Here is a 14,338-nt window from a genome sequence, read left to right as displayed (position 1 = left end):
CTAGAAGATTGAATAGTCATCCATCAGATATCAAAATCATGGCGGTCAGTACAACCTCGGAACCGGAATTGATGTCCCGCTTCATTAATGGGATTTTAGCCGTTAAACCCTTAAGCAATTTTGCTAAACACCAAGCCCGACAAATGATGATTAAACGGGCTGAAGCGATGGGAGTTCCTTGGAGACAACAGACCCAAACCCTTTTATCCCGGAATTGGGATGGGGAACTAACCCAAGTCCAAAACCCCCATCTGCAATATCCTAATTATTATCTGACTTCTTTCCACGCTTATGATTCGGGAAACCTAAGTTGGCAAGCCGCCGTGGAAGTGGAAGTGGCGGCCTATGCAGTTCATGCTAAAATCTGGCCAGAAGCCGGGGCTAAGGGGGATGCCAAACTCCGCCGAAGTTATCATGACCTTTTAAAAGCCCAATTGCCCATTCCTCCCCAGGATATTGTGGATTTGGGATGTAGTGTAGGAATGAGTACCTTTGCCCTGCAAGAAATTTATCCAGAAGCTCAGATCACTGGTGTTGATCTATCGCCTTATTTTTTAGCGATCGCCACTTATAATACACAAAAACAATCTAATTTGAAATATACCCCTAAATGGATTCACGCAACGGCAGAATCAACGGGTTTACCCAGTGGCTCTTTTGACTTAGTTTCCCTGTGTTTAATTTGTCACGAATTACCCCAATCTCCCACCCGTGAAATCTTGCAAGAAGCGCGGCGGTTGTTGCGTCCAGGGGGTCATCTAGCGATTATGGATATGAACCCGAAATCGGAAATGTTCAAGAAAATGCCCCCTTATATTTTCACCTTGTTAAAAAGTACAGAACCCTATTTAGATGAATATTTCACCTTAGACATAGAACAAGCCATCATAGATGCCGGATTTCAACCTCCTACAGTTAATTTTAATAGCCCTCGTCACCGGACTATTATTGCCTCGGTTGGGTCAGTTTAAGAGCATTCACGACAAATAGAGGAGAGACCATAATATTAACAAAAAGCTGTCTAATCATTCAAGAGATTTAAACCTCTATTTGTAGGAAATAGGGGGAAGCACCGATAGCCACTTTGTTATGATTAATGTAACCAGAATCAATTCTGGTTTCTACCTAATTCATCATCATTTTTACCAGAATATATTGGTTGTGAATATTGATTGCACGGGTAGCGATATCAATATTCCCAAAACTAGACTATTAAAGACAAAAAAGAGGCTTTTAGGTTATGGATATTGTTACTAATTTACCCGATTATCAAATCACGGAAGAATTGTACACCAGTACGCACACCCGAGTCTATCGCGGTATCCGTAATTGTGACCAAGTAACTGTCGTGATCAAAATTCTGCGAAATGAATACCCCAATTTCAGCGAACTTGTGCAATTTCGCAATCAATATACCATCGCCAAAAATCTTGATTTTCTCTATATTATCAAACCCCTGAGTCTCCACGCCTATCACAATAGTTATGCTTTAGTCATGGAAGACTTTGGGGGTATTTCCCTCTGTCAATATCTGGATATTACCACCGATAAAAGTCACTCCTATAAATTCTTACCCTTAATAGAGTTTCTCGAAATTACGATCAAACTTACAGAAACACTACATTATCTCTATCAAAATCGAGTCATTCATAAAGATATTAAACCCGCTAATATTCTAATTAACCCCGAAACTAAACAGGTTAAATTAATTGATTTTAGCATTTCTTCCCTGCTGCCGAGAGAAACCCAAGAAATTCAGAATCCCAATATTTTAGAAGGGACATTAACCTATATTTCCCCCGAACAAACCGGACGGATGAATCGAGGCATCGATTATCGGAGTGACTTTTATTCCTTGGGGGTCACCTGCTATCAATTATTAACCGGAAAACCTCCCTTTGAATCCGCCGATGTCATGGAATTAGTCCATTGTCATCTCGCCAAAAAACCCATACCCCTTCATAAAATTAACCCCAATATTCCGATGGTTTTGTCAGAAATTATCGGTAAATTAATGGCAAAAAATGCCGAAGACCGTTATCAAAGTGCCTTGGGAATTAAGCATGATTTAGAGATTTGTTTGACTCAATTGCAAACCACTGGTCAGATTGATACCTTTGAAATTGGTCAGCAAGATATTAGCGATCACTTTATTATACCCGAAAAACTCTATGGTCGAGAACAGGAAGTCAAGCAACTCCTTGATGCCTTTGAGCGAGTTAATATTAATAGCACAGAAATGATGCTAGTGGCAGGGTTTTCTGGTATTGGCAAAACCGCCGTAATTAACGAAGTTCATAAACCGATTGTCCGACAACGGGGCTATTTTATTAAAGGCAAATATGATCAATTTAATCAACAGATTCCCCTAGGGGCTTTTGTACAAGCATTCCGAGACTTAATGGGGCAGTTATTATCAGAATCCGATCCCAAAATTCAAACTTGGAAAACAAAAATTATAGAAGCCATTGGCGAAAACGGACAAGTTTTAATTGAGGTAATTCCCGAGTTAGAAAATATCATCGGGAAACAGCCCCCCGCCCTGGAATTATCCGGTACAGCCGCCCAGAATCGCTTTAATTTACTGTTTCAAAAATTTGTCCAGGTCTTCACCCGCCAAGAACATCCCCTCGTCCTCTTTTTAGATGACTTACAATGGTCAGATTCCGCTTCCTTGAATTTACTCAAATTATTAATGCAAGATAGCTTAGGCTATTTATTAATCTTAGGAGCCTATCGAGATAATGAAGTTTCTCCCGTCCATCCTTTCATTTTAACGGTTAATGAAATGCTCAAAACGGGAGCAACTATTAATACCATCACTTTACCCCCGTTAACCCAACCTCATCTCAATCATTTGGTAGCCGATACCATTAATTGTGAATTACCCCTTGCCCAACCGTTAACAAAATTAATCTATCAAAAAACCCAGGGAAATCCTTTTTTTACCACTCAGTTTCTCAAGGTTTTGCATAGTGAAAGGTTGATTAGCTTTAATTGGGAAACTCGGTATTGGCAATGTGATATTGCCCAAGTTGAAGCCCTATCTCTCACCGATGATGTGGTGGAATTTATGGCATGGCAATTACAGAAATTAGCAACGGATACCCAAGAAGTTCTGAAATTAGCCGCTTGTATTGGGGCTGAATTTGATTTGAATACCCTGGGTATTATCAGTGAGAAATCAGCCGCAACAACGGCAAAGACTTTATGGGAAGCATTACAAAAAGGTTTAGTCATTCCGACTACCAAAATCTATAAATTCTTTACTGAAACCGATAGAGAAGAAGCCCTGAATACGTCAATGAATCCGACCTATCGATTTTTACATGACCGGGTTCAACAAGCAGCCTATTGTTTAATTGCCCCAGAAGAAAAACAAACCACTCATTTTAATATTGGAACATTGCTGTTACAAAATTTCTCTTTAGTAGAACGAGAAGAACGAATTTTTGAAATTGTTAATCACTTAAACATTGGCAAGGGCTTAATCACTCAAGCCCGTCAAAAAGAAGAATTAGCTAGACTAAATTTACTCGCCGGAATGAAGGCTAAGGCCTCGACCGCCTATTCTGATGCCTTTAACTATATTGCAACGGCAATGGAACTTTTACCCACGGATGCTTGGGAAAACCATTATGATTTGAGCCTAAGCTTATTTAAAGAACGAGCCGAACTTGAGTATTTTAAAGGAAACTTTGACTCAGCAGAACACTGGCTGCAAGAGGCTTTAAACCAGGCAAAATTGCCCCTAGAAAAAGCCGAAATTTATAATATGGCTATTGTTCAATATACGATGCAAGCCAAGTATCCAGAAGCAATTAAAGCGGGTCGTCAAGCCCTGGCTTTAGTAAATATTGATTTGCCAGAAGAAAATTTGGATAGGGTGCGAGATTCCGAACTTTTCCTGGTACAAGAAGCCTTAAAAAATCGCCAATTTTCTGACTTGGTTCATTTACCGATTATGACAGAAATAGAACCAAAAATGGCAATCAAATTATTAATTGCCATGGGGCCACCCACCTATCGTTCCCATCAAAGATTATGGTCGGTAATCTGTGCAAAAGCCGTCAATTTGTGCTTGAAATATGGCAATACACCGGAGATTGGATATATTTATCCTGCCTTTGGAGGCTTACGGGGCTATGCGTTGAATCATTATGAAAATACGAACCAATTAATTGATGTCACCCTCGATTTAATGCAAATTTTTAATAATAAATCCGCCGAAAGTGTGGCTTATTTGATGATTGGAAGTTCCTTAAGACATTGGTCACATCCGCTAAAAATTGCCAGTGAAGATTATCTCTCATCCTATCGAGTTGGTTTAGAGTCGAGTAATTTGCAATATGCTGCCTATGCCTTTGGGCATAATATGTATTGTCGGTTTTATCAAAGTGTTTTCCTGGAACAACTTCTGCGTGAAATTACAGAATCCTTAACTTTTAGTCAGAAATATAAAAATCAGTGGGCGATTGATTTATTTCTGGGGGGTCAAATTCTCTTAGCGGAATGGATTGGAAATACACCTAATCTTAAGGAATCGGATTATTTGCAGCAATGTCATGACCATAAAAATTGGCAAGTGATTTGTATTTTCAATATCTTGAAAAGCCAATTACTATTTGTTCATGAACAGTTTGAAAAAGCATTTTATTACAGTGAGCAAGCGGATGCCGAAATTATTAATGTAGCACCCCAAGGGTTGTTACCCTATGTTCACCATTGTTTTATTCATGCCCTGTTATTAATTAAACGTTATCCCACCCTCCCAGAAAACCAAAAACAAGACTGTTGGGATAAAATTTCTAGGTATCGGCAACAACTCGGAATTTGGTCACATAATAATCCGGTTAATTTCTTACATTTATCCAGTTTAGTCAATGCAGAAATAGATCGGATTTCTGGCAATTTTGCCCAGGCAATAGAGGATTATGATCAGGCGATTACGGCCGCTAAAGTCAATGAATCGATTCAAGGAGAAGCTATAGGAAATGAACTGGCGGCTCAATTTTATCTCGCTTGGGGTAAGGAAAAAGTGGCAGCTGGATATTGCACAGAAGCCTATTATTGTTATGCCAAATGGGGAGCTAAAGCCAAAGTTGCTGATTTAGAAAAATGCTATCCTGAATTGCTGATGCCGATTCTGCAACAATCTCGCCCGGCGGATTTATTAGAAGAAACTATCACCCAAGGGGTAAAGATGTCTACTTATAGTTCGAGTAGTATGTCTGAAGTTCTGGATTTAACAACTTTACTCAAAGCCTCTCAGGCTATTTCTAGCGAAATTGAACTTAAAAAACTCCTGGTGACTCTATTAGAAATCGTAATTACTAATGCGGGTGCAAATAAGGGTGTATTACTGCTTAAACAAGAGGAAGTATTCAAAGTAGCTGCCCTCTTAGAAGATGGGAAATCACCCCAAATCCTATCCTCCGTGGCTTTAGAGTTGAGCTTAGAAGTACCGATTACGGTGATTAATAATGTTAAGAGAAATTTAAAACCGCTAGTCCTAACAGATGCCAGAATTAGTAATCGCTTTATCGCCGATCCTTATATTCAAAAAAATCGCCCAAAAAGTATTATTTGTGTTCCCATTATCCATCAAGGTCAGTTAATTGGGATTTTATATTTAGAAAATAATTTAGCCGTCGGTGCATTTACCAGCGATCGTGTCGAATTACTCAAATTCCTCTGTTCCCAAGCGGCAATTTCCCTAGAAAATGGCCGACTCTATCAAGAATCCCAAACCTATGCTCAACAGCTAGAACAATCTTTAGAGAAACTTCAAGTTAGTGAATCTCGCTATCGCTATCTAGCAACCGCCACTTCCCAGATTATCTGGCTGGCAAACTCTGAAGGGGAAAACCTCGATACCGTCCACTGGATTGCCTATACGGGACAGACCCAGGAAGAAGTCCAGGGAACCGGATGGCTAAATGCTCTACATCCCGATGATCTTGAGCATACTACTAAACTTTGGCTTCAGGCCATTGAAACCAAGAGTATATACCGAACTCAGTACCGCATTCGAGGGGCTGATGGCATTTACCGTTATTTTGATGTTCAAGGGGTTCCGATCCTCAGCACAGACGGGAGTGTGAAAGAATGGATTGGTACTTGCACCGATATTGATGCTCGCAAACGGGCGGAAGATAATCTCCGACAAAAATCTCAGGAATTGGAGAGAACGCTACAAGAACTACAAACCATGCAACTCCAACTGGTGCAGAACGAAAAAATGTCGGCTTTAGGAAATTTAGTAGCCGGGGTTGCCCATGAAATTAATAATCCCGTGAGTTTTCTCAAGTGCAATATTCCACCCATCCTGAATTATATCAAAGACCTGTTAGAGTTAATTAATTTATATCAGAAAAAATACTCCCAACCGGATGCAGAAATTCAAGCGGAAATAGAAGCGATTGATCTCGATTATATCAGGGAAGATTTACCAAAATTAATCGGTTCGATGCGGGAAGGGGTGAAGCGAATTCAAGATATGAGTGTTAGCCTCAGAACCTTTTCCCGTGGGGATAGCGATCACCCCATTGCCTGTAATATTCATGATGGCATTGATAGCACCTTGATGATTCTCAAACATCGCCTCAAAGCCAATGAGAAACGCCCGGAAATTCAAGTAATTAAGGATTATGGCAGTTTGCCCCAATTCCAATGTTACGCGGGACAACTGAATCAGGTGTTTATGAATATTTTAAGTAATGCGATCGATGCTTTAGAACAATCGAATCAAGGACAGAGTTATGGGGAGATTAATAATCAAATTATAATTAAAACTGAGTTATCTCAGGATCAAAAACAGGTAATTATACGGATTAAAGATAATGGTATTGGCATGAGTCCAGAGGTTCAGGAACAGGTATTTGATCATTTGTTTACCACTAAAGAAGTAGGTAAAGGTACGGGTTTAGGATTGGCGATCGCTCGACAGATTATTGTGGAAAAACACTCTGGTATAATAGAGTTAAGTTCAAGTCTGGGTGAAGGTACGGAATTCATGATTTCAATTCCTTGTTAATCTGGAGTGATCCACCCAATTAAAAAGGTTATAACCATGGTCGTCAACTTAGTGGGTTATCAAATTACAGAGCAATTATACGCAGGAACTCGCACCCTCGTATATCGAGGTATCCGTACCGACGACCAAGCAACTGTTGTGATCAAATTCCTGCGAAACGAGTATCCAACTTTTCATGAACTCGTCCAATTTCGTAACCAATATACCATTGCTAAAAATCTCGACTTTCCCCATATTATTAAACCCTTAAACCTAGAAATCTATCACAATGGCTATGCCTTAGTGATGGAAGATTTTGGTGGAATTTCCCTCTCCCATTATCTGCAAAACGCCACAAAGGAAAATTCTCAATCTAAATATTTACCTTTAACTGAATTTCTGGAAATCGCTATCAAACTCGCCGATACCCTACACTATCTTTACCAAAATCGAGTCATTCATAAAGATATCAAACCCGCTAATATTCTGATTCATCCCGATACCAAACAAATTAAATTAATTGACTTTAGTATTTCTTCCCTGTTACCCAAAGAAAGCCAAGAAATTCAGAATCCCAATATCTTAGAAGGGACATTACCTTATCTTTCCCCCGAACAAACGGGACGGATGAATCGAGGGATTGATTATCGGAGTGATTTTTATTCCCTGGGCATCACTTTTTATGAATTGTTAACGGGAATATTACCCTTTTCTGCTGAAAATGCCATGGAATTAGTCCATTGTCATCTGGCTAAAAAACCCAGACCGATTCATCAAATTAATCGAGAAATCCCCCTGATTTTATCAAAAATTGTTAAGAAGTTGATGGCAAAAAATGCCGAAAACCGCTATCAGAGCGCCCTGGGAATTAAATATGATTTAGAGAAATGTTTGACTCAACTTAAAATAACGGGTCAAATAGACTTTTTTGAATTAGGAAACCAAGATATTACAGACCGTTTTCTAATTCCCGAAAAACTATACGGTAGGGAACGAGAAGTGGATCAACTCTTAGCTGCTTTTGAAAGAGTTGCGTCACTATCTTCATCGTCGCAAAAGGGAGAAAATTTCCCCCTATCCAGTAGTGAAATCATGCTCGTTGCCGGATTTTCTGGGATTGGAAAAACAGCCGTTATTAATGAAGTTCATAAACCCATTGTCCGACAACGGGGATATTTTATTAAAGGCAAATATGACCAATTTCAACGGAACATTCCCTTTTCGGGATTTGTGCAAGCCTTCCGCGACTTAATGCGGCAATTATTATCGGATTCGGATATTCAATTGCAAATCTGGAAGGATAAAATATTAGCAGAATTAGGAGAGAATGGACAAGTTTTAATTGAGGTAATTCCCGAGCTAGAAAATATCATTGGGAAACAACCTCAAGCCCCAGAAATTTCTGGGAATGCGGCTCAAAATCGCTTTAATTTATTGATGCAGAAATTTGTCGGGATCTTCAGCACGAAAGAACAGCCTTTAGTTATATTTTTGGACGATTTGCAATGGGCAGATTCTGCTTCTTTGAATTTGCTGCAACTATTAATGCAAGATACGGGAAATTTATTGATATTAGGAGCCTATCGAGATAACGAAGTCTCACCGATTCATCCCCTTATGTTAACCATAGATCGAATTGTTAAAAGTGGAGCTACGGTCAATACCATTACTTTACCCCCCCTAAGTGAATCCGATCTCAATCGATTAGTGGCCGATACACTCCATTGTGAATTACCCCTAGCCCAACCTTTAACCCAGAATGTTTATCAAAAAACTAAAGGAAATCCCTTTTTTGCCGTACAGTTTCTTAAAGCCTTATATGACGAAAAATTAATTACCTTTAATTGGGAGATTCAGCATTGGCAATGTGATATTGCTAATATTAAAGCCTTAGCCATTACCGATGATGTGGTTGAATTTATGGCGTTGCAATTACGGAAATTACCAACAGAAACCCAAGACGTTCTCAAATTAGCCGCTTGTATCGGATCTCAGTTTGATTTAGCCACTTTAGCCATCGTTTCAGAAACCGATAACTCCCCGGCATTGATGGCGGATCAACTGTGGAAAGCATTAGAAGAAGGCTTAATTATTGCCACAACGGAAGTTTATAAATTTTTCCGGCAAAATGATAATATTTGCACCGTCGATGATGTGGCTACCCATGCCAATTATAGATTCCTCCATGACCGCGTTCAACAAGCGGCCTATTCTTTGATTCCCGATGACAAAAAGCAAGCCACCCATCTCAAAATTGGGCAATTATTACTCAAAAATTCCTCAAACATTGAGCAGGATGACAAAATTTTTGAAATTGTTAGACACTTAAATCAAGGTCAAGATTTAATTAAACCACCCCAGGAACGTCAAGAATTAGCGGAATTAAACCTCATAACCGGACGAAAAGCCAAGGCATCTACCGCTTATGTTGCCGCATTGGTTTATTTGCAAACCGCCATGGAGTTACTGACCGCAGAATGTTGGCAAAATCAGTATGAATTGACTCTGAATATTTACATTGATACGGCTGAGGCTCAATATTTAAACCTGGATTTTGAGGAGTCACTCAAGTTAGCTGAAGTGGCAATGCAAACGGCTAATAGTTTATTAGATAAAGTCAAAGTTTATGAATTGCAAATGCAGATTCATATTGCTCAACTCGAAATGTTAACAGCCGTGAATATTGGGTTAGAAGTCTTAGAAAAACTCACGATTTCCTTACTCACAATCGATGTCGAAAAAGAATTAATCATTGATTTACCCCATCTTGACCGTTTGGATGAGTTGCCCATCATGACCGATCCCAATAAGTTGGCAGCCATGCAGATTTTGAAAATCCTTTGCGCGCCTGTATTTATGGCAAAACCAGAGATTTTCCCGCAAATTATTATCACCATGATTAATTTGTGTCTGCAACATGGAAATTCGGGAATATCATCTTTTGCCTATGGTTTTTATGGGTTATTGCTAGTGGGATTTGGTCAATTAGATAGGGGTTATCATGCGGGTTTAATTGCCTTAAAACTTTTAGAAAAATTTAATGCTAAAGACCTGAAAGCTAAGGTTTATAACTTGTTTAATTCTAATATTCGGACTTGGAAAGAACACCCGAGAAATAGTGTAGAACCTTTACGAGAAGCAGTACAAGCCGGGCTAGAAGTGGGTGATTTAGAGTGGGGGGGATATTCTGCTGCCAATTTATCGAGTTACTTATTTTTTACGGCAGATAACTTAGGGTCATCTGTTGGGGAACAGAAAGTTTATATTGATTTGTGTATTCATATCAAACAAGAAATTCCGACTCATTTTTCGCAAATATGGCGACAATTGGGCTTAAATTTACAGGGGGAATCGGCAGATCCCTTATTATTAATCGGTGAAAGTTTTGATGAAGCAAAAATTTTACCTCGCATGATTGAAGCCAAATCAGGAAATGTTTTATTTATTTTTTATGTGGCAAAAACAATTTTACTCTATTTGTTAGGGGATAGTCGCCAAGCCTTAAAAAATGTGGAATTTGCCCAAGAACAAGCGGGGGCTGCTTTTGGTTTTATGCAGGTTGTCTTTCTCAATTTTTACCATTCCCTGGCGTTACTCAATCTCTATGCTAAAGTTCCCCAGAGCGAACAACAAAACTATTTAGCACAAGTCAATATTAATCAGGAAAAAATGAAATTTTGGGCGGAGAATGCCCCGCAGGTAAATCAACATAAATATGATTTAGTAGAAGCCGAAAAAGCCCGAGTCTTGGGGATGAATTGGCAGGCGGCGGAGTTCTATGAACAGGCTATTTTAGGAGCAAAAAAACAAAGTTATATTTGCGAAGAAGGGCTGGCTCAGGAACTCGCGGCTCAGTTTTGCCTAGGGTGGGGGAAAGAACACCTCGCCCGGGATTATATGATCGAGGCTTATTATATTTATAGTCGTTGGGGAGCTAAGGCTAAAATTGACGCTCTGGAAAAACATTATCCCCGACTCCTCGCGCCCATCCTACAACAACCTAACGCTGCTCATTCCTTCCAAGAAACCATTGCCAGGGGAACGCTCACGTCTACCAAAACCTCGACCAGTAGTTCGGAAGTGCTAGATTTACCGACTCTACTCAAAGCCTCTCAAGCGATTTCTGGTGAAATTCAACTCGATAAACTCCTCACAACTCTATTAGAAATAGTGATTGCCAATGCGGGGGCCAGTAAGTGTGTCTTGCTGATTAAACAAGATCAGGCTTTAAAATTAGTCGGTTTAGTAGAATCCGAAAAATCTCCCCAACTCCTATCTTCTGTTCCCCTAGAATTAAGTCCCGATATCCCGATTAGTTTAGTTAATAATGTTAAGCGAACCTTGCAACCTCTGGTACTCGCAGATGCCCGGATCCGTGCTGATTTTGCTGCTGATTTTTACATCAAAAAACACCAGCCGATCAGTATTCTTTGTATTCCAATTATAAATCAAAGGCAGTTAATCGGTATTTTATATTTAGAAAATAATTTGACGGTGGGAGCGTTTACGAGCGATCGCGTTGAAGTGTTAAATTTAATTTGCTCTCAAGCCGCTATTTCCTTAGAAAATGCCCGTCTGTATCAAGCCTCTCAACAAGCTTTAACTGACTTACAACACGCCCAAATTCAAATTATCCAAAGTGAAAAAATGTCGGCTTTAGGGAGTTTGGTGGCGGGTGTCGCCCATGAAATTAATAATCCCGTGGGTTTCCTTTCGGGTAATATTCAACCTGCCTTAGATTATATCCATGATTTATTTCGATTGCTCGATCTCGTGCAAAAAAAATATCCTGAATTGGACTCAGAAGTTCAACAGGAAATTTCAGCCATTGAACTGGATTATATTCGGGAAGATTTGCCTAAATTAGTCGGTTCGATGGCGGAAGGAGTCAAACGAATTCAGGATATTAGTATGAGTCTGAGAAACTTCTCCCGTGCGGATAAGGACTATCCGGTGGCTTGCAATATTCATGACGGGATTGATAGCACGTTAATGATTCTCAGACACCGCCTCAAAGCTAATGAAAAACGACCCGAAATTCAGGTGATTAAGGACTATGGTGATTTACCACAAATCCAATGTTATGCCGGACAACTCAATCAGGTATTTATGAATATTTTAAGTAATGCGATCGATGCTCTGGAACAATCGAATCAAGGACTAAGTTATGGGAAAATTCATAATCAGATTAGGGTTAAAACGGAGTTATCGAGTGATCAAAAACAGGTAATTATTTGGATTAAAGATAATGGTATTGGTATTAGTAAAGAGGTACAGGAAAAGATATTTGATCATTTATTTACAACCAAAGAAGTGGGGAAAGGAACGGGTTTAGGGTTAGCGATCGCCCGACAGATTATTGTGGAAAAACACTCGGGTACATTAACAGTAAACTCTAGTTTAGATCAAGGTTCAGAATTCACAATTTTAATTCCCTGTTAATTTTAGGTAACAGGCAACGGTGAACTCTTTTCCTCCTGATCTTAGCTTTTTCTTGTTCCTGTCGTTTTTCTTGTTCTAATAACTCCGCGGCTTGAATTAGTTCTAAGATAGGAATTAGATTATTGTGGAGATCTAACTAATGAATTTGGTTGAACTATTTATTTATCCGATTAAGTCCTGTGGCAAAATAGCCCTTAACCAAGGGGAAGTAACCCTGAAAGGATTAGATTGGGATCGGGAGTTTATGTGGGTTGATGAATCCGGTCAGTTTGTTACCCAGAGAACTTATCCTCAATTAGCAAAAATTCGAGTTCAACAGTTAGGGGAATTAATAGAATTATCCGTTGAGAATCAAAATATTAAATCTTTTCAGTTGCAACCTACATTAACGGGAATTTCTAAACCTGTACAAGTTTGGAGAGATACAACAATTGCAGTCGATCAAGGAGATGAGGTTGCTGACTGGCTAAAAAATGCTTTAAAACAGGATAATCAACCTAATTTGCGGTTAGTGCGACAATCTCCTGATTTTATTCGACCCGTTGATCCCAATTATGCTGTTAATATTAATAATCAGGTGAGTTTTGCCGACGGTTATCCCTGTTTATTAACTAATACTGCTTCTTTAGCCGAATTAAACCGAAAACTCACAGAAACCTATCCCATATCATCACAAGAGATTCCGATGAATAGATTTAGACCTAATCTTGTGATTGATACTGATCAACCTTTTATTGAAGATCAATGGAAAACTATTTTAATTGGAGAGGTTTATTTTGATTTAGTTAAACCCTGTAGCCGTTGTATTGTGACGACAACCGATCAAAATAGTGGGGAGCGTAACCCATTAACAGAACCTTTAAAAACCCTAGCCACCTTTCGACAACAACCCCGTGGGGTGATGTTTGGTGTGAATATCATTCCTCGAAATACCGGGACAATTCAGGTCGGAGATGTCCTTGAGGTGGTGGAAACCACTTAAAAAAAAGCGTTAAAGTGAATTTTTGTTACAAGCTAGAGTTTTAATTACTGAGACCAATTTGATATAGAACCCCTGGAGTTAACACCCGATTCAACTTGAAATCATGAAAAAAATTGAGTAAAATTTAATACCATAAATATTGCGTTGGTGGGGTGCAACCCAAATGACCTATAGCCTGAGAATTGCTGATTTACCCAGTGATGAGCGTCCCCGTGAACGATTAATGGCCATTGGTTCCAGAAATTTAGCCACGGCTGAATTGATGGCAATTCTTTTAGGAACAGGTCAGGGAAAGGGAAAATTATCCGCCGTCGGTTTAGGACAATATATCTTAAATCAGTTAAGTCAACATCAACGAGATCCCCTAGCGGTATTGCGGGATATTGGGGTTCATGAATTAACCCAAATTCATGGTATTGGGCCAGCGAAAGCCACCACAATTCTAGCAGCCGTTGAGTTGGGGAAACGGGTTTTTCAGTCCAAACCCCCAGATTTAGCCGTTATTGAGACTCCCCAAGCCGCCGCCGACGCCTTAAGCCATGATTTGATGTGGCAACCCCAAGAACGTTTTGCGGTCTTGCTATTGGACGTTAAACACCGTCTATTAGGAACTCAAGTGATTACCATTGGAAGTGCAACGGAAACGATCGCCCATCCCCGGGATATTTTTCGAGAAGTATTGAAAAGCGGCGCAACCCGGGTAATTGTTTCCCATAACCACCCATCGGGGAATGTTGAACCCAGTTCAGAAGATATTAATTTAACTCGCCAATTACTGCAAGGGGCGCAATTTTTGTCTATCCCGATTTTAGATCATATTATTTTGGGAAATGGCAATCATCTGAGTTTAAGAACCACAACATCTTTATGGGAAGAATATCCCCAAACCGAGTAAATTT

The 14,338-nt window shown here is 39.5% G+C and carries 5 protein-coding genes; all 5 read left to right on the top strand.

Translation table 11 applies throughout. The annotated features are described in order from the left end of the window. Window positions 1-38 precede the first annotated feature (38 nt). The 5 genes from PL11201_RS07010 (at window position 39) to radC (ending at window position 14,334) form a co-directional block, all read left to right on the top strand. The gene (locus PL11201_RS07010; RefSeq protein WP_079677858.1) at window positions 39-971 is read left to right on the top strand and encodes a class I SAM-dependent methyltransferase; all 933 of its coding nucleotides are present in this window, start codon (window positions 39-41) and stop codon (window positions 969-971) included. Between the two features lie 269 nt (window positions 972-1,240). Beyond that, window positions 1,241-7,036 carry a trifunctional serine/threonine-protein kinase/ATP-binding protein/sensor histidine kinase gene (locus PL11201_RS07005; RefSeq protein ID WP_079677857.1) on the top strand — a complete coding sequence of 1,932 codons (5,796 nt, stop codon included), beginning with the start codon at window positions 1,241-1,243 and terminating at the stop codon, window positions 7,034-7,036. Window positions 7,037-7,072: 36 nt separating this feature from the next. Continuing rightward, a complete protein-coding gene (locus PL11201_RS07000) occupies window positions 7,073-12,457 on the top strand; it encodes a trifunctional serine/threonine-protein kinase/ATP-binding protein/sensor histidine kinase (RefSeq protein ID WP_079677856.1) in 5,385 nt (1,794 codons plus the stop codon). Between the two features lie 139 nt (window positions 12,458-12,596). Next, on the top strand, window positions 12,597-13,439 hold the full coding sequence (locus tag PL11201_RS06995; protein WP_079677855.1) for an MOSC domain-containing protein: 843 nt from the start codon (window positions 12,597-12,599) through the stop codon (window positions 13,437-13,439). Between the two features lie 163 nt (window positions 13,440-13,602). After that, window positions 13,603-14,334, top strand: a complete 732-nt coding sequence (gene radC, locus PL11201_RS06990; protein ID WP_079677854.1) for a RadC family protein — start codon at window positions 13,603-13,605, stop codon at window positions 14,332-14,334. Window positions 14,335-14,338 lie beyond the last annotated feature (4 nt).

Source organism: Planktothrix sp. PCC 11201 (assembly GCF_900009135.1).
In the GTDB taxonomy this organism is placed as follows: domain Bacteria; phylum Cyanobacteriota; class Cyanobacteriia; order Cyanobacteriales; family Microcoleaceae; genus Planktothrix.
This window is presented reverse-complemented; position numbering and strand designations above follow the sequence as displayed.

Bases quoted from the DNA above. Each gene is read 5' to 3' on its own strand.
- PL11201_RS07000 (WP_079677856.1), top strand. From the start codon at position 7,073: ATGGTCGTCAACTTAGTGGGTTATCAAATTACAGAGCAATTATACGCA.
- radC (WP_079677854.1), top strand. From the start codon at position 13,603: ATGACCTATAGCCTGAGAATTGCTGATTTACCCAGTGATGAGCGTCCC.
- PL11201_RS07010 (WP_079677858.1), top strand. From the start codon at position 39: ATGGCGGTCAGTACAACCTCGGAACCGGAATTGATGTCCCGCTTCATT.
- PL11201_RS06995 (WP_079677855.1), top strand. From the start codon at position 12,597: ATGAATTTGGTTGAACTATTTATTTATCCGATTAAGTCCTGTGGCAAA.
- PL11201_RS07005 (WP_079677857.1), top strand. From the start codon at position 1,241: ATGGATATTGTTACTAATTTACCCGATTATCAAATCACGGAAGAATTG.